Annotated in this window: 24 protein-coding genes; 14 read left to right on the top strand and 10 right to left on the bottom strand. The window is 40.9% G+C overall.

Translation table 11 applies throughout. The annotated features are described in order from the left end of the window. Position 1: 1 nt before the first annotated feature. The 3 genes from HMPREF1149_RS02870 to HMPREF1149_RS02860 are packed head-to-tail and all read right to left on the bottom strand — an operon-like array spanning position 2 to position 2368. Complete coding sequence (locus tag HMPREF1149_RS02870) at positions 2-898, bottom strand: RluA family pseudouridine synthase (protein WP_001210026.1); 897 nt, start codon at positions 896-898, stop codon at positions 2-4. Further along, entirely contained in the window at positions 895-1713 is an 819-nt protein-coding gene (locus HMPREF1149_RS02865; protein ID WP_000799063.1) for an NAD kinase, read from the bottom strand. The genes HMPREF1149_RS02870 and HMPREF1149_RS02865 overlap by 4 nt, the downstream gene beginning before the upstream one ends. Beyond that, positions 1697-2368, bottom strand: a complete 672-nt coding sequence (locus HMPREF1149_RS02860; protein ID WP_000151552.1) for a GTP pyrophosphokinase — start codon at positions 2366-2368, stop codon at positions 1697-1699. Before HMPREF1149_RS02860 ends, HMPREF1149_RS02865 begins: the two co-directional genes overlap by 17 nt. A 128-nt stretch (positions 2369-2496) precedes the next feature. Between HMPREF1149_RS02860 and HMPREF1149_RS02855 the strand changes: the two genes are divergently transcribed. The 7 genes from HMPREF1149_RS02855 to HMPREF1149_RS02825 all read left to right on the top strand — a co-directional run bounded on the left by HMPREF1149_RS02855 (position 2497) and on the right by HMPREF1149_RS02825 (position 7264). Further along, a complete protein-coding gene (locus tag HMPREF1149_RS02855; protein WP_000681310.1) occupies positions 2497-3066 on the top strand; it encodes a CYTH domain-containing protein in 570 nt (189 codons plus the stop codon). A gap of 111 nt (positions 3067-3177) precedes the next feature. Next, positions 3178-4137 (top strand): ribose-phosphate diphosphokinase, encoded by a 960-nt coding sequence (locus HMPREF1149_RS02850; RefSeq protein WP_001283843.1) that lies wholly within the window; start codon positions 3178-3180, stop codon positions 4135-4137. Between the two features lie 9 nt (positions 4138-4146). Beyond that, positions 4147-5262 carry a cysteine desulfurase family protein gene (locus HMPREF1149_RS02845; protein WP_000639682.1) on the top strand — a complete coding sequence of 372 codons (1116 nt, stop codon included), beginning with the start codon at positions 4147-4149 and terminating at the stop codon, positions 5260-5262. A gap of 4 nt (positions 5263-5266) precedes the next feature. Next, on the top strand, positions 5267-5614 hold the full coding sequence (locus tag HMPREF1149_RS02840) for a DUF1831 domain-containing protein (protein WP_000863522.1): 348 nt from the start codon (positions 5267-5269) through the stop codon (positions 5612-5614). Positions 5615-5620: 6 nt separating this feature from the next. Next, a complete protein-coding gene (locus HMPREF1149_RS02835) occupies positions 5621-5824 on the top strand; it encodes a DUF4649 family protein (RefSeq protein ID WP_025169551.1) in 204 nt (67 codons plus the stop codon). Positions 5825-5917: 93 nt separating this feature from the next. Further along, a complete protein-coding gene (locus HMPREF1149_RS02830) occupies positions 5918-6559 on the top strand; it encodes a redox-sensing transcriptional repressor Rex (protein ID WP_000653419.1) in 642 nt (213 codons plus the stop codon). A 15-nt stretch (positions 6560-6574) separates the two neighbouring features. Beyond that, positions 6575-7264: a gamma-glutamyl-gamma-aminobutyrate hydrolase family protein gene (locus tag HMPREF1149_RS02825; protein ID WP_000743315.1), complete on the top strand. Its 690-nt coding sequence runs from the start codon at positions 6575-6577 to the stop codon at positions 7262-7264. On the opposite strand, the gene radC is transcribed toward HMPREF1149_RS02825, so the two are convergent. From radC to HMPREF1149_RS02805, 4 genes are all read right to left on the bottom strand, one after another. After that, positions 7261-7941 (bottom strand): RadC family protein, encoded by a 681-nt coding sequence (gene radC, locus HMPREF1149_RS02820; RefSeq protein ID WP_000286942.1) that lies wholly within the window; start codon positions 7939-7941, stop codon positions 7261-7263. The genes HMPREF1149_RS02825 and radC overlap by 4 nt on opposite strands. A gap of 42 nt (positions 7942-7983) precedes the next feature. After that, positions 7984-10275 carry a DNA helicase PcrA gene (gene pcrA, locus HMPREF1149_RS02815; RefSeq protein WP_000992839.1) on the bottom strand — a complete coding sequence of 764 codons (2292 nt, stop codon included), beginning with the start codon at positions 10273-10275 and terminating at the stop codon, positions 7984-7986. Positions 10276-10363: 88 nt separating this feature from the next. Then, positions 10364-10876, bottom strand: a complete 513-nt coding sequence (locus HMPREF1149_RS02810; protein ID WP_001142347.1) for a GNAT family N-acetyltransferase — start codon at positions 10874-10876, stop codon at positions 10364-10366. 73 nt (positions 10877-10949) lie between these two features. After that, positions 10950-12620 carry a formate--tetrahydrofolate ligase gene (locus tag HMPREF1149_RS02805; RefSeq protein WP_000845268.1) on the bottom strand — a complete coding sequence of 557 codons (1671 nt, stop codon included), beginning with the start codon at positions 12618-12620 and terminating at the stop codon, positions 10950-10952. 231 nt (positions 12621-12851) lie between these two features. Between HMPREF1149_RS02805 and coaB the strand changes: the two genes are divergently transcribed. From coaB to HMPREF1149_RS02790, 3 genes are read left to right on the top strand one after another with little or no spacing between them, the layout of a single operon-like run. Beyond that, complete coding sequence (gene coaB, locus HMPREF1149_RS02800; RefSeq protein ID WP_000699532.1) at positions 12852-13541, top strand: phosphopantothenate--cysteine ligase; 690 nt, start codon at positions 12852-12854, stop codon at positions 13539-13541. Between the two features lie 11 nt (positions 13542-13552). Beyond that, positions 13553-14104: a phosphopantothenoylcysteine decarboxylase gene (coaC, locus tag HMPREF1149_RS02795; RefSeq protein WP_001274060.1), complete on the top strand. Its 552-nt coding sequence runs from the start codon at positions 13553-13555 to the stop codon at positions 14102-14104. After that, complete coding sequence (locus tag HMPREF1149_RS02790) at positions 14088-14651, top strand: ECF transporter S component (protein ID WP_001042718.1); 564 nt, start codon at positions 14088-14090, stop codon at positions 14649-14651. Before coaC ends, HMPREF1149_RS02790 begins: the two co-directional genes overlap by 17 nt. Positions 14652-14692: 41 nt before the next feature. Here HMPREF1149_RS02790 and HMPREF1149_RS02785 read toward each other — a convergent pair whose 3' ends face one another. Then, entirely contained in the window at positions 14693-15052 is a 360-nt protein-coding gene (locus HMPREF1149_RS02785) for a hypothetical protein (RefSeq protein WP_000600207.1), read from the bottom strand. Positions 15053-15186: 134 nt separating this feature from the next. Here HMPREF1149_RS02785 and HMPREF1149_RS02780 point away from each other — a divergent pair, with 134 nt between their 5' ends. Then, a complete protein-coding gene (locus tag HMPREF1149_RS02780; protein ID WP_000354641.1) occupies positions 15187-15714 on the top strand; it encodes an ECF transporter S component in 528 nt (175 codons plus the stop codon). Positions 15715-15725: 11 nt separating this feature from the next. Next, a complete protein-coding gene (locus HMPREF1149_RS02775) occupies positions 15726-16241 on the top strand; it encodes a transcription repressor NadR (protein WP_000205862.1) in 516 nt (171 codons plus the stop codon). Here HMPREF1149_RS02775 and HMPREF1149_RS02770 read toward each other — a convergent pair. Both HMPREF1149_RS02770 and uvrB read right to left on the bottom strand, forming a co-directional pair. After that, positions 16238-16705: an 8-oxo-dGTP diphosphatase gene (locus HMPREF1149_RS02770; protein WP_000085290.1), complete on the bottom strand. Its 468-nt coding sequence runs from the start codon at positions 16703-16705 to the stop codon at positions 16238-16240. The two genes, HMPREF1149_RS02775 and HMPREF1149_RS02770, sit on opposite strands and share 4 nt — an antisense overlap. A gap of 748 nt (positions 16706-17453) precedes the next feature. Next, positions 17454-19442 (bottom strand): excinuclease ABC subunit UvrB, encoded by a 1989-nt coding sequence (gene uvrB / locus HMPREF1149_RS02765; protein ID WP_000610416.1) that lies wholly within the window; start codon positions 19440-19442, stop codon positions 17454-17456. A 180-nt stretch (positions 19443-19622) separates the two neighbouring features. Here uvrB and HMPREF1149_RS02760 point away from each other — a divergent pair, with 180 nt between their 5' ends. Then, positions 19623-21788 carry an ABC transporter substrate-binding protein/permease gene (locus HMPREF1149_RS02760; RefSeq protein WP_000726958.1) on the top strand — a complete coding sequence of 722 codons (2166 nt, stop codon included), beginning with the start codon at positions 19623-19625 and terminating at the stop codon, positions 21786-21788. Continuing rightward, positions 21788-22528 (top strand): amino acid ABC transporter ATP-binding protein, encoded by a 741-nt coding sequence (locus HMPREF1149_RS02755; RefSeq protein ID WP_001096337.1) that lies wholly within the window; start codon positions 21788-21790, stop codon positions 22526-22528. Before HMPREF1149_RS02760 ends, HMPREF1149_RS02755 begins: the two co-directional genes overlap by 1 nt. Positions 22529-22667: the final 139 nt, after the last annotated feature.

Below are 22667 nucleotides of genomic sequence, written 5' to 3'. Positions count from 1 at the left end.
TTTAAAGAGTATTAGTTGATAACTGAGTAATAAGATTGCTGAAATCATCCGGTAAGGGGCTTTCTAGCTGCAAATCTTGCTCTAGAAAGGGATGATAAAAAGATAAATAATGACAATGCAAGGCCTGGCGTTGAATCCCATCGTCTAGGCCGCCTCCATAGAGATCGTCTCCCAACAAAGGAAAACCAATATGAGAAAAATGCACTCGGATTTGGTGGGTTCGCCCAGTATGCAGGCGAATATCAACTAGGTGAATATTTCCATAAGACGCTACAACTTTGTAAGACGTATGAGCGTATTTCCCACCTTTGGCAACCCGTCTCGTGATAATGGAATCTTCATCACGCGCAATCGGGGCAATAATCTCCCCTTCAGGCTCCAAGACACCAGCTCCTTTAACTAAAGCAAAATACCGTTTTTCGATAGACTTTCGTTGCAACTGCTTGTCTAAACGTGCATGAGCGTAGCCGTGTTTGGCAAAAAGCATCAAACCAGAAGTATCTCTATCAAGCCTAGTCACGATGTGAACTTGCTGATTTTCATATTCCTGTTTAACATAGTAGCCCTTGATAAAATTGGCAATGGTATTGGAATGATTGACACTGGGGATGGAAGCCACTCCATAAGGCTTATTCAAAACCAGAAAATGATCATCCTCATACAAGATATCGAGTGGACGATTGATTGCGTCCAGGCTCTCAAACCCTTCCTCTGCAGGAATATCAATAGTCACCCTGTCTCCAATATCTAAGAGATAAGTCGCATTTTGAGGTTGGCCATTGACCAGAATAGCCCCACCTCGAAACTTAATCTTAGCCAAAAGTCCCTTGGAAACCTCATGTTTCTTGAGGAAAGTTTTGACTTTGACGTGCTCATCTGCGGTAAATTCGAACCTCATTCATCCACCTCGCCGATGAAGGCATCTTTGACACGATTCCAGAAACTAGTGTGACTTGGAGTCGCTACGAAGTGAATCTTGTGATGGTCGATTTGATACTCAATTCGTTCTATATTACGGAATGAATAGACGCTGTTATCGACTGATATCGTATGGTAATCATTGCGTGTCGGTAAGAGTTCAATCTTATCTTTTTTGGGAATAATGATTGATGAGCCCAAAGTGCGATAGACTCGGTTGTTAAGACTCGCTATCTCCGTCAACTGCAAGGCTTCAATGGTCGGATGCAAGACAGCTCCACCCAAGGACTTGTTGTAGGCAGTACTTCCCGTCGGCGTTGAAACAGTCACTCCATCTCCACGAAATCTCTCGAACGGAACATGGTTAATGATGATATCTGCCACCATGGTCCGGTCTGATCGACGGATACTCGCTTCATTTAAAGCACGGAAGATTTTCACCTCTCCATTTTCAAGCGTTACCTTGACATTCAAAACAGGATAGGAAACTTTGGCACCAGTGTCTAGCAGAAGATTGGTCACCAACTGATCCAGCTCAAAATCACGATAATCTGTGTAAAATCCCAAATGCCCTGTATGAACACCTACAAATCGAACTTTGTCTAACTGATTCTCATACTTGTGAAAGGCAGACAAAAGCATCCCGTCACCACCAATCGAAATGACGATGTCGGGATTGGTATCGTTCAGTATAAAATGTTGTTTCTTGAGTTTTTCCCTCAGCTCATGCAAGACCTTCTGACTTTGTGGCTTTCTATTTGCTATGAGGTCAACTCGTTTACCTGTATTCTTCATCTGTATCGTCACTATTTCCTACACCATCGTTTAGTTTTCTGCTCAATGGATCAAAGAGAGCCTGCGCTTCCTGGATATCGTCACGAATCTTACCCATTTCTTCATCCAGTTGATAGGCTATTTTGGCCGTGATTTCCAGTCTTTTCCTGATTTCTTCTGGAAAATCGCCCTGATATTTATAATTGAGCGAGTGTTCAATCGTAGCCCAGAAATTCATGGCTAAAGTCCGTATTTGAATCTCCGCCAAAATCGTCTTCGCCCCGTTGATCGTATCAACCGTGTACTCGACAACCACGTGATAAGAACGATAACCCGAAGCCTTACGATGAGTAATATAATCTCGTTCCTGAACGACTCTCATATCTTGGCGTTTACGTAGAATTGCAACAACTTCTTCCACATCATCAACAAACTGAACCATGACACGTAAACCAGCAATGTCTTGCAGATCATGTTCCAGACTTGCATATGTAATTCCTCGACGAGCCATCTTTTCTTTGATGCTTTCAATCGGTTTGACACGACCCGTTACAAACTCAATCGGAGAATGCTTGTTTTGCTTACGATACTGTTTGCGAATTCCTCGAAGTTTAATCTTCAATTCACCAACAGCCTGAATGTAAGGATCTAAAAATTCTTCCCATTCTATGGTCATACTCTCTCCCTTGTAATGTTTGATTGCTCTGTCGAAAATCTTTGATTTTTTCAATACATTCGTATACAATAAATACATTGTCCATTATACCATAAATCGCTTTCAAAGATATAGAAAAGGTTGAAAAAATGAAACATTTAGAAATAGAATTGAAAACACTTCTGAAAAAAGAGGAATATGATCATCTAAAAAAACAGTTTTCCCATATCCAACCCGTTCTTCAGAAGAACTACTACATTGACACGCCAGATTTCCAATTGCGTGAAAAGAAGGTTGCCATGCGCATTCGCACCTTTTCAGATTGGGCGGAATTGACCTTAAAAGTGCCTCAAACTGTAGGAAATATGGAATACAACCAGAAACTAACTCTTCCAGAAGCTGAATCTTACCTAGGAAAACAAAAACTACCTCAAGGGCTCGTTCTAGAGAAGCTCGCTAAGATTGACATCGAAAGCCATGACTGGCTTGTTCTAGGCTGCCTTTCCACCCTTCGTTATGAAATGAAAACTGAGATTGGCTTAATGGCCTTAGATGAAAGTCGATACTTTGACCAGACGGACTATGAACTCGAGCTTGAAGTCACCGACCATGAAAAAGGGAAAGCTGATTTTAAGAGATTTTTAGATGAAAATCAGATAACCTATCAGAAAGCTCCTTCAAAATTAATTCGTTTTATTAAAAGCATGAAAAAAAGCTGAAATAATCTCCTTTTTTTGGTAAAATAGAAAAGATAAAAATAAAAGAATCTGGCTTTGGAAAACAAAGCTTTCTCAAAGAAGATTCGCAAAGTTTACAGAGGACGGTCTATAATGTCAGATAGAAACAACATGAAACTTTTCACCCTAAACTCTAACCATGAAATCGCTCAAAAGATTGCGGATACAGTTGGTGTACCTCTCGGGAAATTATCCTCTCGACAATTTTCTGACGGCGAAATCCAGGTCAACATTGAAGAAAGTGTCCGTGGTTACGATGTCTACATCATCCAGTCAACCAGCTACCCTGTTAGCAACCACTTGATGGAGTTGTTAATCATGGTTGACGCTTGTGTACGTGCAAGTGCTCATAGTATCAACGTTGTCCTTCCTTACTTTGGTTATGCGCGTCAGGATCGTATCGCTTCTTCTCGCGAACCCCTCACTGCAAAACTAGTTGCCAATATGCTTGTCAAAGCTGGTGTAAGCCGTGTTCTAACGCTGGACCTCCACGCTGTTCAGGTCCAAGGTTTCTTTGATATTCCTGTAGATAATCTTTATACTGTTCCTCTATTTGCTAAGCACTACTGTGATAAAGGACTTCTTGGCTCTGATGTTGTTGTTGTTAGTCCAAAGAACTCTGGTGTTAAACGTGCTCGTAGTTTGGCTGAATACCTTGATGCTCCTATCGCTATCATTGACTACGCGCAAGATGATTCTGATCGTAACGAAGGCTATATCATTGGGGATGTTGAAGGCAAAAAGGCTATCTTGATTGACGATATCCTAAATACTGGTCGTACTTTCTCTGAAGCAGCCAAAATCGTTGAACGTGAAGGTGCAACTGAGATTTATGCAGTATCCAGTCACGGTTTATTTGTTGAAGGTGCAGCAGACCTCCTTGATGCTACAAACATCAAAGAAATCCTCGTGACAGACTCGGTAGCAACCAAAGAAAGAACTCCAGAAAATGTATGTTACATTACCGCTAGCGAATTAATTGGTGATGCTATCGTCCGCATCCATGAAAGAAAACCAGTCAGCCCGCTCTTTGCTTACAACAAAAAGAAATAAGGTGATTCTTTGATTTATTTGGACAATGCTGCTACGACTCCTATGTCAGCAGTAGCTATTTCTGAAATGACCAAGGTCATGCAAGAAACTCATGGTAATCCTTCTAGTATTCATAGTCATGGTCGGCAGGCTGGCAAACTCTTGCGAGAAGCTCGTCAAGACTTAGCCCTCTTACTAGGAACAAAACCTCAACATATCTTTTTCACGTCTGGCGGTACAGAAAGTAACAATACTGCTATTATCGGCTATTGTCTCCGTCATCAAAATCGTGGAAAACATATCATTACGACAGCTATTGAGCACCATTCTGTGCTTGAGACTATCAATTATCTGGTGCAACATTTTGGCTTTGAAGCAACCATCATCAAACCGGTAAATCAAGAAATTACTGCCCAGCAAATTCAAGAGGCCTTACGTGACGATACTATTCTCGTTTCCACTATGTATGCTAATAATGAAACGGGCAGTCTCTTACCTATCGCTGAGATTGGACGTGTTTTAAAAGAGCATCCTGCGGCTTATCATGTAGATGCTGTTCAAGCTATCGGAAAAGTTCCTATCCATCCTGAGGAATTGGGAATTGATTTCCTCAGTGCTTCTGCCCACAAATTCCATGGACCAAAGGGAATCGGCTTTCTTTATGCTTCTTCCGCGGACTTTGATTCCTATCTTCACGGTGGGGACCAAGAACAAAAGAAACGGGCTGGAACAGAAAATCTTGCTGCCATTGTAGGTATGGTCGCTGCTCTCAAAGAGGATTTAAATGACCAAGCTAAGCATTACCAAAAACTAAGCGCACTCAAATCTGCTTTTTTAGAAGAAATTGCTGATTTAGACTACTATCTCAATGAATGCAACCACCAACTACCTTATGTTGTCAACATTGGCTTTCCTGGCCAAAAAAATGATTTGCTCTTGCTACGGTTAGATCTTGAAGGAATTTCAATTTCTACCGGTTCAGCTTGTACTGCTGGTATTGTGCAAACCAGTCATGTACTTGAAGCATTTTATGGACCAGATTCGCATCGTTTGAAAGAATCTATCCGTATCAGTCTCTCTCCTCTTAACACCGAAGAAGAACTGAAACAACTCGCACAAACCTTAAAAAATATTATTGGAGATTAATCTAATGGCATTCGAAAAAACCATTAAACTACAAAACTGCCGCTACGACTACACACTTAGCCCAACTGTCAAAAAGTTCACACTGAAAGATAATACTTTCTTTGAAACAAAAGTTGGAAACTTCGAACTGACTCGTCTACTTGAAAAAGTACCCAACAGCGGTGAAGGTTTCAAGCTAAAAATCATCATCAACAAAGACCTTACAGGTGCTAAACTCAACATCACTGACAAATCTGGCCTTCGTTTGGTGAATATCTTTAAATCAGAAGACCACCACATTCATCAGGAGAAATTCTACTTCCTCATGGACAGCCTTGTAGAACGCGGAATCTTCACAAAAGAAGAAAGATAAATGGCTATGTATCGACTTACCTACCAAGATAACTATCACGTAGAACGTACACTTGAATATAAGGATTACGAAGAGCTTATGTTATCTCTATCAGGTTGTGTAACTCTTCCAGATACATTCCTAGTTACCTCATTAACCTTTGATGATAAAGTTATCTATCAAGGATTGGTCGGAGATCTCTACCGTTTTCTATCACAAGCTAATTTTTAAGACTAAAACTAAGATTTTCTTAGTTTTTTCTTGTTTTTGTTGATTTTTTCACAATGTTTCTATAAAATAGAAGAATAGAAAGGTTGTGGTTTTGTGAAAGATAAACAGTCTGCTATTCCAAAAGCAACAGCAAAAAGACTCTCTCTCTACTATCGAATTTTCAAGAGATTTCATGCAGAAAAAATCGAACGTGCCAATTCCAAGCAAATTGCAGAGGCTATCGGTATCGACTCTGCGACTGTTCGTCGTGATTTTTCCTATTTTGGCGAACTAGGTCGTCGTGGTTTTGGTTATGATGTTAAAAAACTGATGACTTTTTTTGCTGACCTCCTAAATGATAACTCAATTACGAATGTTATGCTGGTTGGGATTGGAAATATGGGGCATGCCCTTCTCCACTATCGCTTCCATGAGCGTAACAAGATGAAAATCATCATGGCATTTGACCTAGATGACCATCCAGAAGTCGGAACCCAAACACCTGATGGAATTCCAATCTATGGTATCTCTCAAATTAAAGAAAAAATCAAAGAAGCAGATGTTAAAACTGCTATCCTAACTGTTCCAAGTGTTAAATCACAAGAAGTTGCCAATCTTTTGGTCGATGCAGGTATAAAAGGTATTCTCAGTTTTTCCCCTGTTCACCTTCACCTTCCAAAAGATGTGGTTGTTCAGTATGTCGATTTGACAAGCGAACTCCAAACCCTCCTCTATTTTATGCGTAAAGAGGATTAGAAAGCGAAAGCATTTATGAAAAAACCAGTTATTGGGATTACAGGAAATGAAAAAGCTCATCCAGATGATGACATCATGATGAGCTATGCAGCAAAGGGCTTTGTTGAAGGAGTCAAGGACGCTGGCGGAATTCCAATCATCCTACCGATTGGTGATCAAGAAATGGCTGCCTATTACATCAGTATCATTGATAAGCTCATCCTAACGGGTGGGCAAAATGTTGATCCAAAATACTATGGTGAGCCTAAAACCATTGACAGCGATGACTACCATCTTCAAAGAGATATTTTTGAATTAGCCCTTATCAGAGAAGCGATTAAACAGAAGAAACCAATTTTCTCTGTTTGCCGTGGTACTCAGCTTTTCAATGTCGCTATGGGAGGTACGCTTCACCAAGATATAGAGGATCATTGGCAGGACTGTTCAGCCGAATACACAACACAACGCCTCGTAACGGAACCTGATACAATTCTCCGAGAAATCTATGGAGAAATCTCTCATATCAACTCCTTCCACCACCAGAGTATTAAAGATCTAGCTCCTAATCTTAAGGTTGTAGCACATGATCCTAAAGATGGAATCATTGAGGCAGTGACAACTACGGATGGCTTTCCTTACCTTGGTGTCCAATGGCATCCAGAATTTCTATTTGAAAATCGCCCCAAAGATAAAACGCTATTTGACTATGTTGTTAACGAACTCTAGATTAGATCCGTCTTTTCACGGTAACTAAAGTAATCCGAGTGCGAGACAATCAGGTGGTCCAAGAAAACGATCCCCATCAGTTCGCAGGCTTCCTTGACTAGCTTAGTGACATGGTCATCATTTCGACTAGGAGATACGGCACCAGATGGATGATTGTGAACGAGAATCACTGAGGTAGCCATATGCTTCAAAGCATAGTGAAGAATTTCCCGTGGTTCAGCAATGCTGCGTGTCGCAGATCCGATAAAAATAGTTTGCTGATGGATGATTTGATTTTGAGTATTGAGATAGAGCGCCACTAGGTGCTCTTGTTTTTTGTCGCCAAGTTCCTGTTGCATTTTCTTGGCTAGCTTTTGACTGCTGAGAATACTTTCCATCTCAAGAGTTTCGTGTTTGTGAATACGATGCCCTAGTTCAATCACCGCTTGTAATTCAATGGCCTTAATCCGTCCAATACCAGACAAACTCTGCAATTCCTGCAGGGTCATTTTTTTCAAATCGGTTAGACTGGTCAGACTATTCAAGACTTTCTGAGCAATTTCAAAAACATTGGCCTGACGAGTTCCAGTTCTGAGCAGAATAGCTAGTAATTCTTGATTGCTCAGAGCCTCTACTCCTTCTTTAACTAGTCTTTCTCTAGGCAAGAGTGAATCTTCTTGGAATGAAATACTGTACATAAAAATCCTCCTCACTTTATTATTCGTGAGAAGGATGGAAAATTAGATTTTTTTCTCAATTGGGGCTACACTAGCTAAGAGTTTTTTCAGACCGACTTCTGGGAAATTGATTTTCAATTCCTGAGTATCACCGCTACCAGAGACTTCCAGAACAGTACCCTCTCCCCATTTCTTGTGAAGTGCAATATCTCCAATAGACCAGTTGGTATCGCTTGAATCTTTTTTATTTCCGGATGTAAACTGTCCAAACAGAAGACCACTTGACTGGATAGAGCTTGGTGCAGCATTGCGTTTCCGTTCTTGAAGCGCTTGAGCCAAACTCATACCTTGACCGAAAGCAATCCCACCACTGCTATAAGAGGCTTTAAAGCTAGTATTCGCTGGACGGGCCAAACCTTGATACTCAAGCAAATCCGAACTGATTTCATTGATAAAACGAGTTGGACGATTGTAGCTAGTACGACCAAAAAGCAAGCGTGAGTTGGCATTGGTCAGATAGAGAATTTTCTCCGCACGCGTAATTCCTACATAGGCCAAACGGCGTTCTTCTTCCAGTTCATCAGGATCCTCAGCTGCACGGCTAAGTGGAAAGACATTTTCCTCCATCCCAATGATAAAGACAACTGGGAACTCAAGTCCCTTAGCTGCGTGCAAGGTCATTAAGGTCACTTCTGATGTCTCCTGACTGCCTGAATCCGTATCCGCAATCAGGGCAAGGTCATTCAAGAAACGACTGAGTTTGTCCAAACCTGTTTCCTCTTCTTGACTATCAGGATTGTCGTCAAAATTCTTGGTAACAGATAGAAATTCCTCGATATTTTCAACCCGCGCCTTACTTTCCAAGGTTGCTTGAGCATTAAGAATATCGACATAACCTGTTTTTTCTAGAACAGCCTCCACCAGCTCGGTGATGGTTAATTGATCCAGTTGCTCCCGCAAATCCAGAATCATATTGGCAAAATCCCAGATAGACTGGGCTACTTTTCCTTTGATGCCAGACAGCATGATATTAGCTGAAGCATCCAGCATAGACATCTCTTGCATATTGGCAAAGTCGCGAATTTTCTCAACAGTACCTGGCCCAATTCCACGTTTAGGCTCGTTGATAATACGCTCAAAACTGATATTATCACTCAAATTGGCAATGAGGTTAAGATAAGCGATAATATCTCGGATTTCCTTACGACTGTAGAACTTGGTTCCGCCAACCATAGTATAAGGAATATTGGACTTGAGCAGGGCTTCCTCAATGGTACGAGACTGGGCGTTAGTTCGATAGAGAACTGCAAAGTCTTTGTGGAGGAAGTTTTGAGTACGACCAAGTTCATCGATGGTTTTGGCTACAAAAACAGCTTCATCCAGTTCGTCATTTGCACGATAGTAAATAATCTGCTCTCCATCCGCATTCTGGGTCCAGAGATTCTTAGGACGACGATTTTTATTGTTTTTGATGACGTCGTTGGCAGCTTGGAGAATGGTTTTGGTTGAGCGGTAATTCTCCTCCAACAAAACGACCTTGGCTTTAGGATAATCTTTCTCAAAATCCAAGATATTCTGCATATCAGCCCCACGCCAACCATAGATAGATTGGTCTGCATCACCGACCACGCAGATGTTTTTAAAGCGTGAAGCCAAGAGTTTGACCAATTGATACTGGGCATGGTTGGTATCTTGGTACTCATCAACGTGGATATATTGGAATTTTTGCTGGTAGTAGGTCAAAACATCAGGATTTTGATCAAAAAGACGCAAGGTCAGCATAATCAAATCATCAAAGTCAACCGACTCAGACTGACGAAGCTCTTTCTGATAGGCTGTATAACATTGAGCCACGATTTGCGTATACATATCACCAGCTTGAGCAGCATAAGCCACATCATCAATTAGGTCATTCTTAGCATTGGAAATGGTTCCCAAAATAGTCCGTTCATTCCATTTTTTAGGATCCAAGTTTAATTGCTTGAGAATGCGTTTCATGAGGGTTCGCTGCTCTCCTGGATCTACAATAGTGAAGTTCCTATTGTAGCCAATATGATCCGCATCACGACGTAGAATACGAACACACATGGAGTGAAAGGTCGCAATCAAACAGTCCTGAGTAGCTGGATTGAGGCCATAGGCGCGCTCCTTCATCTCACGCGCCGCCTTATTGGTAAAGGTAATGGCCAAGATATTCCAAGGATTGACCATCTTTTCATCAATCAAATAAGCAATACGGTGGGTCAAAACTCGGGTCTTCCCAGAACCAGCCCCCGCCATGATTAACAAGGGCCCTTCTGTCATTTGCACCGCCTCAGCCTGACGGTCATTCATTCCATTCAATAATGCGTTCATTTTCTCTTCCTTACTCTTGAAGTCAATGTTTCTATTATATCAGAAATTAGGGAAAATATCTTTAGCTAGACTGGTTGCGTGTGGAATTCTACTCTTTCATATCATCAGGAGGAGTCAATGACTTTTGCATCCAAACGATATCATGCCATTTTCCAAACTTATAACCTATCTTAGGGAAATGAGCTACTTGTTCATAGCCCCTCTTTCGGTGAAGAGAAATGCTCCTATCATTTGGCAAAGCGATACAAGCTAAGAAGCGTAAGTAACCCCTTGACACTAATTCTTCCTCCAGACAGTCATAGAGTAGACTCCCTAACCCTCGACCTTTGGCTTCTTGGTGCAAGTAAATTGACACTTCAACTGACCAATCATAAGCTCTCCTATCATAATAGGTGGAGGCATAGGCATATCCCAAAATTTTGCCTTCTTCCTCTAGCACTAGATAAGGATATTTAAGCAAGGTCTTTTGGATTCTTCTTTGAAATTCTTCAACACTTGGCACCTCATATTCAAATGTAATGGCTGTATTAAGGACATAGGGAGCATAAATAGCAAGTAGGTCTGGAATATCAGACTCCCTTACTGTTCGAATCGTTGGCATATATTTCTCTTTCTAAAATCGAAAATGAGCTTGGATAGCTTTTCCAAACTCATTTGAAATCAATTGCAACATATTAGAACAATCCTAAAACGGTTCCATCGCTTTCAACATCCATATTAAGAGCGGCCGGACGTTTTGGAAGGCCTGGCATGGTCATAACATCACCTGTTAAGGCAACGATGAAGCCTGCACCTAATTTTGGTACCAATTCACGGATGGTAATTTCAAAGTTCTCTGGTGCTCCAAGTGCATTTGGATTGTCAGAAAAACTGTACTGAGTTTTCGCCATACAGATTGGCAATTTGTCCCATCCATTCTGAACGATTTGAGCGATTTGCGTTTGGGCTTTCTTCTCAAAGTTCACTTTGCTACCACGATAGATCTCTGTAACAATCTTTTCAATCTTTTCTTGAACAGAAAGGTCGTTGTCATAAAGACGAGTGTAGTTGGCTGGATTTTCAGAGATAGTCTTAACAACCGTTTCAGCAAGCGTTACTCCTCCTTCTGCGCCATCAGCCCAGACACTTGCTAGTTCAACTGGCACATCAATAGAAGCACAGAGTTCTTTCAAAGCTGCGATTTCAGCTTCAGTATCAGAAACAAATTCGTTAATCGCAACAACTGCTGGTACTCCAAATTTACGTATATTTTCAACGTGGCGTTTCAAGTTAGCAAAACCTGCACGAACTGCCTCCACATTTTCCTCTGTGAGAGCGTCTTTAGCTACGCCACCATTCATCTTAAGGGCACGAAGGGTTGCAACGATGACAACTGCATCTGGAGATGTTGGCAAGTTTGGCGTCTTGATATCAAGGAATTTCTCAGCACCAAGGTCCGCACCAAAACCAGCTTCAGTGACTGTATAATCAGCCAAGTAAAGGGCTGTTGTTGTTGCCAAAACAGAGTTACATCCATGAGCGATATTGGCAAATGGACCACCGTGTACAAAGGCAGGTGTACCGTAAATTGTCTGAACCAAGTTCGGTTTGATAGCATCTTTCAAAATCAATGCTAAAGCACCCTCAACCTTCAAATCACCAACAGTAACTGGTGTACGATCATAGCGATAACCGATAACGATATTCGCCAAACGGCGTTTCAAATCTTCAATATCGGTCGCCAAGCAAAGAATCGCCATGATTTCAGAAGCAACTGTAATATCAAAACCATCCTCACGAGGAATACCATTTAGAGGACTACCAAGTCCAACGGTCACATGACGAAGGGCGCGGTCGTTCAAGTCCACAACACGTTTCCAGAGAATACGACGTTGGTCAATTCCCAACTCATTTCCTTGGTGCAGGTGATTGTCAATTAAAGCAGAAAGAGCATTGTTGGCAGTTGTAATGGCATGCATGTCTCCAGTAAAGTGGAGGTTGATGTCCTCCATTGGCAACACTTGGGCGTAACCACCACCGGCTGCACCACCTTTAATCCCCATTACTGGACCAAGTGACGGTTCGCGAATAGCAATCATGGTTTTCTTGCCAATCTTGTTCAAGGCATCCGCAAGACCAATGGTAATGGTTGATTTCCCTTCACCTGCAGGTGTTGGGTTAATGGCAGTAACCAAGATTAATTTTCCAACTGGATTGCTCTCAACTGCACGAATTTTATCAAAGCTGAGTTTAGCCTTATACTTCCCGTACAATTCCAAATCATCGTAAGAAATACCAAGTTTCTCAACAACATCAACGATTGGTTTCAACTCAATACTCTGTGCGATTTCAATATCTGTTTTCATTCAAAACTCCTCTAACCTCTAATATGATAACTCATTATAACACAAAAAAAAGTTTTTCACATACAAAAAGCTTAGTAAAGTTTATAAACATCAAGTTTTAAGGTCTATATTAGACATTTTTTTTACTTTTTATAAGTTTTTATAGCCAAAAACTATAATCTTGCTGTAAAATTAGATGAAATAACAAACGCTTTCTTTTGATTCTATTTTATTTTTTGGTACAATAGTCCTATGAAAATTTTAGTCACATCGGGCGGTACCAGTGAAACTATCGATAGCGTCCGCTCTATCACAAATCACTCGACTGGTCGCTTGGGAAAAATCATCACAGAAACCTTGCTTGCTGCGGGGCATGAAGTTTGTCTGATAACGACAAAACGAGCTCTGAAGCCAGAAGCTCATCCCAACCTAAGCATTCGAGAAATTAATAATACTAACGACCTTCTTCTGGAAATGAAGGATTGTGTTCCAAATTACCAGGTCTTGATTCATTCAATGGCTGTGTCTGACTATACTCCTGTTTATATGACGGGGCTTGAGGAGGTACAGGCTAGCTCCAATCTAGAAGAATTCTTAAACAAGCAGAATCATCAAGCTAAGATTTCTTCAACTGATGAGGTTCAGGTTTTATTTCTGAAAAAAACACCCAAAATCATCTCTCTAGTCAAGGAATGGAATCCAGCTATTCATCTGATTGGCTTTAAACTGCTGGTTGATGTTTCTGAAGATTATCTCATAGAAATTGCTAGACAGAGTCTTATCAAGAACCAAGCAGACCTAATCATCGCAAATGACCTGACTCAAATCTCAGCAAATCAGCATCATGCAGTCTTTGTTGAGAAAGAGCAACTCCAAACCGTTCAAACCAAAGAGGAAATAGCAAACCTCCTCCTTGAAAAAATTCAAGCATACGATTCATAGAAAGGAAAGCCATGGCAAATATTCTCATCGCAGTGACAGGTTCCATTGCCTCCTATAAATCAGCTGACCTGGTCAGTTCCTTGAAGAAACAAGGCCATCATGTCACTGTCTTAATGACTGAGGCAGCGAGAGAGTTTATCCAACCGTTGACACTACAGGTCCTCTCTCAAAATCCTGTCTACCTTGATGTCATGAAGGAACCCTATCCTGATCAAGTCAATCATATCGAACTAGGTAAAAGAACTGATCTTTTTATCGTTGCACCCGCTACTGCTAATACCATCGCAAAGTTAGCGCACGGTTTTGCGGATAACATGGTGACAAGCACAGCGCTTGCCCTACCAAGTCACATCCCTAAACTCTTAGCGCCAGCCATGAATACAAAAATGTATGACCATCCGGCAACCCAGGCTAATCTAAAAACATTAGAGACCTATGGTTATCAGATTATCTCTCCAAAGGAATCTCTACTAGCCTGTGGCGATCACGGAAAAGGCGCCCTAGCTGACCTGAATACTATTTTAGAAAGAATAAAGGAAACCCTCGATGAACAAACGCTCTAACATTGCTCCAATTGCTATCTTTTTTGCAGTTATGCTCGTTATCCACTTTTTGAGCTCTCTCCTATTTAACCTTTTCCCATTTCCAATTAAACCAACTATCGTTCATATTCCAGTAATCATTGCTAGTATCATTTACGGCCCACGAGTTGGAGTTACACTTGGTTTTCTTATGGGGCTATTGAGCTTAACGGTAAACACGATTACCATCCTTCCAACCAGCTACCTCTTCTCTCCATTCGTACCGAACGGAAACATCTATTCTGCGATTATCGCTATTGTCCCTCGCATTTTGATCGGTCTGACACCTTACTTGGTTTATAAACTGATGAAAAATAAAACTGGGCTAATTCTAGCTGGTGCCCTTGGTTCCCTTACCAACACCGTCTTTGTCCTCGGGGGAATCTTCTTCCTTTTTGGAAATGTCTTCGACGGCAATATCCAAAAACTCCTAGCAACTGTCATCTCTACAAACTCAATCGCTGAATTGATTATCTCAGCTATCCTGACTGTAGCAATTGTCCCACGTCTCGAAACCTTGAAGAAATAAAAAAACAACTCCACTTTCGTCCTGAAGGTGGAGTTTAGCATTTAAAACATGAGAAACATCAATAGAATGTGAAAGCCAAAGCGCAGGAGATGATACGAAAGAGGGGTAGGTCGCTGGCTTTTCTGGCTATCCAAGTATAGGGTTAGAGATAGAAAAATCAAACCAAATGCAATCACCAATCTGACGAAATAAGCAATTTCGAGTATTGCTGCCATCAAAAGAAAACCTAATAAAGGAAGGCTAAAAAGTGAAACAGCCAAGCTACTTGCTAATAGAGAGAGTAGCGAAAGGACTAATAAACTATAAACTAGGAAACGAGTCCAACCTGAGACTACTTTCCCTTCACTTTTCTGTTTTGACATCATCACGATTACCACTATTAGGTAAACAAAAAGTATCATCACATTTTCTCCTCGTTTCCTATTATTCTTTACCACATTTAATCAAATATCCCTTAAAAATTACTAATGCTTCTTGACTTAACTGATTATTTATTGTACTATACTTGTGTATATACAGATAAATGGAGGTTCTTATGGATATACGGAAAAAAACGCAGTTTATGACCATGACTGCACTGCTCACAGCAATCGCGATTTTGATTCCAATCATTATGCCTTTTAAAATCGTCATCCCACCGGCTTCTTACACCTTGGGAAGTCATATCCCCATCTTTATCGCCATGTTTCTTTCGCCTTTGATGGCTGCTTTTGTGATTATTGCTTCTAGTCTCGGTTTCCTGATGGCAGGCTACCCTATGGTTATTGTCCTACGCGCCTTTTCTCACATCGTTTTTGGTACTTTGGGGGCTTTGTACTTAAAGAAATTCCCTGAAACCTTGGATAAACCAAAGGCATCTTGGATTTTTAACTTTGTTTTGGGTGTTGTCCACGCTATCGCTGAAGTACTAGCTTGTATCATCTTCTATGCTACTTCAGGGACAAACGTTGAAAATATGTTTTATGTTCTCTTCGTCCTAGTTGGCTTTGGCACAATTGTCCATAGTATGGTAGACTATACATTAGCACTAGCTGTCTATAAAGTGCTTCGAAAACGTCGCTAAAAGGAAAAACTATGACAACGGATCGCAAACAAGCTCTTCTCAAACTATTAAAAGAGGCGCCAAAAGCTCTCAATGGTCAAACCTTGGCTGAACACTTTCATGTTACGCGCCAAGTCATTGTACAGGATATCGCTATTCTCCGAGCAGATGGGGCTCCTATCCTATCCACCAATCGTGGTTATATCTACAAAGAAAATGATGCCAGTCCCTACGTCCACAAACTCTTTAAAGTGAAACATGAACTGGAAGAAATCGGGCAGGAACTTCTAGCCATTGTAGATAATGGCGGACGCGTTCAAAATATCTTAATCGATCATCCCGTTTATGGCGAAATTGAAACCCACCTCAAACTCACCTGCCGCCGAGATGTCCAGCACTTTCTGGAACAAGTCGAGAATTCAGACTTTAGACCCCTTTCTGAATTGACAGACGGCATCCATTACCACCTTGTTGAAGCTGAGACACAACAAGACCTCCACTATATCGAGGAGGCCTTGGATCAGTTAGGTTATTTGGTAAAAGACTAGAAAATTTCTTTCTCCCAGCCGTCCTCTGTGCGGTGGCGATAGAAGAACTCAGACTTGTCAGGTGCTTCCATCATTTCCATCAAAGGCAACATATCATAGGCCAGATCCAAGTTTGGAATCTGGTCTTTTTGCACCCAAGATACTTCCCCTTCTTCTGAGGATTGAAGAGTTCCACTAAACTCTGTCGCCTTATAGCAAACAACGATGTAGCGCTCACCTGTATCTAAGGGCCAATTTTTAATACCGACCAGTTGGGGATTCTGAATGGTCAAACCTGTTTCTTCGTAGATTTCACGTATGACAGACTCTGCGAAAGCCTCGCCATTCTCAACATGACCTCCTGGAAAAGCATAGCCAGACCAGCGATTGTTTTCAGGAGAGCGATATTGCATGACTACTCGCTTATTTTCTAGATCTTCGATTAGACAGATGTTGGTTAAAATAGTTGCTTGGGCACGGGACATAGATTTGCTCGCTTTCTAAATTATTAAAATGTATCTTTGTTGTATTTTATTTCAAATTTCACGATAAAAGCATTAACTAAGTCATGGTATTATGATAAGATACTCTGACAGTGATAATTGTATATAATGGCCTATATTGGCAAGAATAGATGAAAGAGGTATTACAATCATTTCTTCAATTTCTTCTTTTCTAAATGTTTAGCAAGAAGTAAAAGGACCAATCCCAAGAAAAAGAATAGCATATAAGTTGCGATAGGAAACCAGATATAGCGGTAATCTAGTGATAAGAGAGATGGTAAAATCCCTTTACTGTTTTTCCCACTAACTCCGAAAAACAGATGGACCACTAAACCGATACTATTAAGATAGATGAATAATCCAGCAAATCTGGTTAGAGTCATCCTTAACCTGGATAAATCTAGAAACCAATAGTCAAATATTCTGTAGACCAGACAAAAAAGATTTGCATATAATGGAAAACTATAGTTAATATCTCTGTATAGTAAAGGAAGTGGGAGGCTTTCAAAAATAAAATTAATACCTAGTCCTATTCCTAAGATTAGAAAAAGGACTAAGAAGAAACCTATAATTTTATGAGAATCTAGCCAATGCTGAAAACTTTCTTTCCTTGATAGATTCTTTTTTGTATTTGAATTTCTTTTATTCATTTTCACCGTTTTCTTCATATCTAGACTACTGAAACAAGGGCATAGCAATTTGGCTAATTAAATTTGACTTAAGGGCCTATCTACCCCAACGCCTTGACTTCCAACATCATATCACGGATCTGAGCTGCGAGTTCAAAATCAAGCACTTCGACGGCTTCTTGCATTTGTTTTTCGAGTTTCTTGACGAGTTCCTTACGTTCTTGTTTGTTGAGGCTATTGATATCGACTTCCTTGTCCTCTTCCTTAGCAACTGCCTTAGTTACAGCAATCAGGTCACGGATTTCTTTCTTGATTGTCTGAGGTACGATACCATGCTCTTCATTATAAGACATCTGGATTTTCCGACGACGAGCCGTTTCATCAATAGCACGTTGCATAGACTGGGTCACCGTGTCTGCATACATGATGACATGCCCTTCGCTATTGCGAGCAGCACGTCCAATGGTCTGAATCAATCCACGTTCGTTACGAAGGAAACCTTCCTTGTCAGCATCTAGAATGGCAACCAAACTTACTTCGGGTACGTCAATCCCTTCGCGGAGCAGATTGATTCCGACCAAAACATCAAAAACACCCAAACGTAGGTCACGGATAATCTCCGTCCGCTCCAAGGTTTTGATATCCGAGTGCATATACTTGACCTTGATGCCCATTTCTTTGAAGTAGTCGGTCAAGTCTTCTGCCATCTTCTTGGTCAAGGTTGTGATAAAGGTTCGTTCATTCTTTTCAACACGGGCATTGATTTCACCTAGGAGGTCATCAATCTGTCCCATAGTTGGACGGACTTCCACTTCAGGGTCTAAAAGCCCTGTTGGACGAATGATTTGCTCGATCACTGTCTCGGTCTGTTCATTTTCATAGTCACCTGGTGTCGCTGAAACGTATACAATCTGATGCACATGACTCTCAAACTCCTCCCGACGGAGAGGACGATTATCTAAGGCAGACGGCAAACGGAAACCATAATTGACCAACATTTCCTTACGAGAACGGTCTCCATTGTACATGCCCTTTATTTGCCCCATAGTCATGTGACTTTCATCAATCATAATCAAGAAATCATCTGGGAAGAAGTCAAGAAGCGTATAAGGAGGCTCTCCTTCGCTACGACCATCCATGTGGCGGGAGTAGTTTTCGACACCGTTGGTATAACCCATCTCACGCAGCATTTCGATATCGTACTCTGTCCGCTGTTTCAAACGCTGAGCTTCTAGCAGTTTGCCTTCCTTTTCAAAGACAGCCAACTGCTCCTCCAACTCTGCCTGAATTTTCACAATCGCAACTTCCATGTGGTCGTCATTGGTCACAAAGTGAGTGGCAGGGAAAATCGCCAAATGATCCACTTCACCCAATACCTGACCTGTCAAAGCCTCAACCTCACGGATACGGTCAATCTCATCACCGAAAAACTCTACTCGAAAAGCGTGTTCATCACGAGAAGCTGGGAAAATCTCCACCACATCCCCGCGAACGCGAAATCTTCCCCGTTGGAAATCAATATCATTGCGTTCAAACTGAATATCAACCAAGTCATTCAAGAGTTTATCACGAGAAATCTCCAGACCTGGACGAAGACTAACAACACTATCAGAATATTCCTTGGGCGAACCCAAACCATAGATACAAGAGACAGAAGCTACGACGATGACATCGTTACGCTCCAGAAGAGCTGAAGTCGCTGAGTGTCGAAGCTTGTCAATCTCATCATTGACCGAGCTATCCTTCTCAATATAGGTATCGCTCGAAGGGACATAGGCCTCTGGTTGATAATAATCATAGTAGGATACGAAGTACTCGACTGCATTTTCAGGGAAAAATTCCTTGAACTCTCCATAGAGCTGCCCAGCTAGCGTTTTGTTATGGGCAATGACCAAAGTTGGTTTATTAACTTTGGAAATGACCTGACTCATGGTATAGGTCTTCCCTGTACCCGTCGCCCCCATCAAAATTTGGGCCTTCTCTCCACCTTCGATATTGTCAACCAACTGCTCAATCGCTTGGGGTTGATCTCCTGAAGGTTGGTATTTTGATACTAGTTTAAATTTATTATCTGTAATTCTATTAATCATGATTGCCTCATCTGCATTTTTCTATCCTTCTATTTTACCATAAATTTACTTTTCAGACTCTACTCTAGGTTGATAAGAGTGAGTATTTCATGTTACATTTCCTTACATAAAATCCATAAAATTTGCCTTTTCATTCATTTTCTGATATAATGGGAAAATATTCGGAAAAGGAGACTAAAAATGAAGAAAAAAATACTAGCATGTTTGCTCATTTTATTTCCCATTTTCTCACTAGGTATGGCAAAAGCTGATACTGTTAAGATTGTGTCTGATACAGCTTACGCACCTTTTGAGTTTAAAGATTCAGATCAAACCTATAAAGGGATTGATGTTGATATTATCAATAAAGTCGCAGAAATCAAAGGATGGAACATCCAAATGTCTTATCCCGGCTTTGACGCAGCTGTAAATGCAGTGCAGTCAGGTCAAGCAGATGCTATTATGGCAGGTATGACAAAAACAAAAGAACGCGAAAATGTCTTTACCATGTCTGATACCTATTATGATACAAAAGTTGTCATTGCTACCACAAAGGCAAATAAAATCACCAAATATGAGGAACTTAGCGGGAAAACAGTTGGAGTTAAGAACGGAACTGCCGCTCAACGTTTCCTCGAAAGTATCAAAGATAAATACGGTTTCTCTATCAAAACCTTTGATACAGGTGATTTGATGAATAACAGTCTAAGTGCTGGTGCTGTGAACGCCATCATGGATGATAAACCTGTTATTGAGTATGCGATTAACCAAGGACAAGATCTCAGCATCAATATGGATGGCGAGGCTGTTGGAAGCTTTGCTTTTGGTGTCAAGAAAGGGAGCAAGTATGAACACTTGGTTACCGAGTTTAACGAAGCCCTAGCACAAATGAAGAAGGATGGTAGCTTGGAGCAAATCATCCAAAAGTGGACGGCTTCTAAAACTACGGCAAGCCCAACAATAACTACTGCTGCTGGACAAAAAGCTACTCCTGTGAAAAGCAAGTATATTATTGCCAGCGACTCATCTTTCGCCCCATTCGTCTTTCAAAATTCAAGCAATCAATACACCGGTATTGATATGGATCTTATCAAGGCCATTGCCAAAGATCAAGGTTTTGAAATTGAGATTACCAATCCAGGATTTGATGCAGCCATTAGTGCTGTTCAAGCTGGACAAGCAGATGGTATCATTGCTGGTATGTCTGTAACAGATGCTCGTAAGGAAACCTTCGACTTCTCAGAATCATACTACACAGCAAATACGATTCTCGGTGTGAAAGAATCAAGCACAATTGCTTCTTATGAAGACCTCAAGGATAAAACTGTCGGTGTTAAAAACGGAACTGCTTCTCAAACGTTCCTTACTGAAAATCAAAGCAAATACGGCTATAAGATTAAAACTTTCGCAGATGGCGCTTCTATGTATGACAGTCTGAATACTGGATCTATTGATGCCGTGATGGATGATGAGCCAGTTCTCAAATATTCTATCAGCCAAGGGCAAAAATTGAAAACGCCAATCGCTGGAACTCCAATCGGTGAAACAGCCTTTGCGGTTAAAAAAGGAACAAATCCAGAATTGATCCAGATGTTCAATAATGGACTTGCCAACCTCAAAGCTAACGGAGAATTCCAAAAGATTCTTGACAAGTATCTAGCTAGCGAAACTTCAACTGACTCTACAAGTACGGTTGACGAAACAACTATCTGGGGCTTGCTTCAAAACAACTACAAACAACTTCTTAGTGGACTTGGAATCACTCTTGCTCTAGCGCTTATTTCATTTGCAATTGCCATTGTCATCGGTATTATCTTTGGTATGTTTAGCGTTAGCCCATACAAATCTCTTCGTCTGATCTCTGAGATTTTCGTTGACGTTATTCGAGGTATTCCCTTGATGATTCTTGCAGCCTTCATCTTCTGGGGTATTCCAAACTTCATCGAGTCCATTACAGGCCATCAAAGTCCAATTAACGACTTTGTAGCTGGTACTATAGCCCTCTCACTCAATGCTGCTGCTTATATCGCTGAAATTGTTCGTGGTGGGATTCAAGCCGTTCCAGTTGGTCAAATGGAAGCCAGCCGCAGTCTTGGTATTTCTTATGGAAAAACCATGCGTAAGATTATCTTGCCACAAGCGACTAAATTGATGTTGCCAAACTTCGTCAACCAATTCGTTATCGCTCTTAAAGATACAACCATCGTGTCTGCTATCGGTTTGGTGGAACTTTTCCAAACTGGTAAGATCATCATCGCCCGTAACTACCAAAGTTTCAAGATGTATGCAATCCTTGCTATCTTCTATCTTGTAATTATCACACTTTTGACTAGACTAGCGAAACGCTTAGAAAAGAGGATTCGTTAATGGCAAAACTAAAAATTGATGTAAATGATTTGCATAAGTATTATGGAAAAAACGAAGTTTTAAAAGGCATTACGACTAAATTCTATGAAGGTGATGTTGTCTGTATCATCGGTCCTTCCGGTTCTGGTAAATCCACTTTCCTCCGTAGCCTTAACCTTCTCGAGGAGGTAACGAGTGGCCACATCACTGTGAATGGTTATGATTTGACTGAAAAATCAACCAATGTCGACCATGTTCGTGAAAACGTGGGAATGGTTTTCCAACACTTCAACCTCTTCCCTCACATGTCCGTTCTAGAAAATATCACTTTTGCACCTATTGAACACAAACGAATGACCAAAGAAGAAGCTGAGAAATTGGGGATGGAGTTGCTTGAAAAGGTTGGACTAGCAGATAAAGCTAATGCCAATCCAGATAGTCTTTCAGGTGGTCAGAAACAGCGTGTAGCCATCGCTCGTGGACTTGCCATGAATCCGGATATCATGCTCTTTGATGAACCAACTTCTGCTCTTGACCCTGAGATGGTTGGAGATGTACTAAACGTTATGAAGGAATTAGCAGAGCAAGGCATGACCATGATCATCGTAACCCACGAGATGGGATTTGCTCGTCAGGTGGCCAATCGCGTTATCTTTACGGCTGATGGTGAGTTCCTGGAAGATGGAACTCCAGATCAAATATTTGACAACCCACAACACCCTCGTCTAAAAGAGTTCTTGGACAAGGTCTTAAATGTATAAAACAAAACTGTAAGGTTCTCCTTACAGTTTTTTAATTGCGTATTGGATTTTTTGTTTTTTTTGAAAATTATGATAAAATAAAAACTATGATAATGAGGAAATCTCATCCCTAGTCCAACTAGGAAAAAATATAGAAATT

This window comes from Streptococcus sp. BS35b, from assembly GCF_000286475.1.
Taxonomy (GTDB): domain Bacteria; phylum Bacillota; class Bacilli; order Lactobacillales; family Streptococcaceae; genus Streptococcus; species Streptococcus oralis_W.
The sequence above is the reverse complement of the archived record's forward strand: the minus strand, read 5'-3'. Positions and strand labels throughout refer to the sequence as shown.

Excerpts from the sequence above, each read along its gene's own strand:
- coaB (WP_000699532.1), top strand. The coding sequence starts at position 12,852 with ATGAAAATTTTAGTCACATCGGGCGGTACCAGTGAAACTATCGATAGC.
- HMPREF1149_RS02780 (WP_000354641.1), top strand. The coding sequence starts at position 15,187 with ATGGATATACGGAAAAAAACGCAGTTTATGACCATGACTGCACTGCTC.
- pcrA (WP_000992839.1), bottom strand. The coding sequence starts at position 10,275 with ATGAACGCATTATTGAATGGAATGAATGACCGTCAGGCTGAGGCGGTG.
- HMPREF1149_RS02760 (WP_000726958.1), top strand. The coding sequence starts at position 19,623 with ATGAAGAAAAAAATACTAGCATGTTTGCTCATTTTATTTCCCATTTTC.
- uvrB (WP_000610416.1), bottom strand. The coding sequence starts at position 19,442 with ATGATTAATAGAATTACAGATAATAAATTTAAACTAGTATCAAAATAC.
- HMPREF1149_RS02770 (WP_000085290.1), bottom strand. The coding sequence starts at position 16,705 with ATGTCCCGTGCCCAAGCAACTATTTTAACCAACATCTGTCTAATCGAA.
- HMPREF1149_RS02840 (WP_000863522.1), top strand. The coding sequence starts at position 5,267 with ATGGCATTCGAAAAAACCATTAAACTACAAAACTGCCGCTACGACTAC.
- HMPREF1149_RS02860 (WP_000151552.1), bottom strand. The coding sequence starts at position 2,368 with ATGACCATAGAATGGGAAGAATTTTTAGATCCTTACATTCAGGCTGTT.
- HMPREF1149_RS02785 (WP_000600207.1), bottom strand. The coding sequence starts at position 15,052 with ATGATACTTTTTGTTTACCTAATAGTGGTAATCGTGATGATGTCAAAA.
- radC (WP_000286942.1), bottom strand. The coding sequence starts at position 7,941 with ATGTACAGTATTTCATTCCAAGAAGATTCACTCTTGCCTAGAGAAAGA.
- HMPREF1149_RS02775 (WP_000205862.1), top strand. The coding sequence starts at position 15,726 with ATGACAACGGATCGCAAACAAGCTCTTCTCAAACTATTAAAAGAGGCG.
- HMPREF1149_RS02810 (WP_001142347.1), bottom strand. The coding sequence starts at position 10,876 with ATGCCAACGATTCGAACAGTAAGGGAGTCTGATATTCCAGACCTACTT.
- HMPREF1149_RS02855 (WP_000681310.1), top strand. The coding sequence starts at position 2,497 with ATGAAACATTTAGAAATAGAATTGAAAACACTTCTGAAAAAAGAGGAA.
- HMPREF1149_RS02805 (WP_000845268.1), bottom strand. The coding sequence starts at position 12,620 with ATGAAAACAGATATTGAAATCGCACAGAGTATTGAGTTGAAACCAATC.
- coaC (WP_001274060.1), top strand. The coding sequence starts at position 13,553 with ATGGCAAATATTCTCATCGCAGTGACAGGTTCCATTGCCTCCTATAAA.
- HMPREF1149_RS02870 (WP_001210026.1), bottom strand. The coding sequence starts at position 898 with ATGAGGTTCGAATTTACCGCAGATGAGCACGTCAAAGTCAAAACTTTC.
- HMPREF1149_RS02790 (WP_001042718.1), top strand. The coding sequence starts at position 14,088 with ATGAACAAACGCTCTAACATTGCTCCAATTGCTATCTTTTTTGCAGTT.
- HMPREF1149_RS02825 (WP_000743315.1), top strand. The coding sequence starts at position 6,575 with ATGAAAAAACCAGTTATTGGGATTACAGGAAATGAAAAAGCTCATCCA.
- HMPREF1149_RS02835 (WP_025169551.1), top strand. The coding sequence starts at position 5,621 with ATGTATCGACTTACCTACCAAGATAACTATCACGTAGAACGTACACTT.
- HMPREF1149_RS02850 (WP_001283843.1), top strand. The coding sequence starts at position 3,178 with ATGTCAGATAGAAACAACATGAAACTTTTCACCCTAAACTCTAACCAT.
- HMPREF1149_RS02755 (WP_001096337.1), top strand. The coding sequence starts at position 21,788 with ATGGCAAAACTAAAAATTGATGTAAATGATTTGCATAAGTATTATGGA.
- HMPREF1149_RS02865 (WP_000799063.1), bottom strand. The coding sequence starts at position 1,713 with ATGAAGAATACAGGTAAACGAGTTGACCTCATAGCAAATAGAAAGCCA.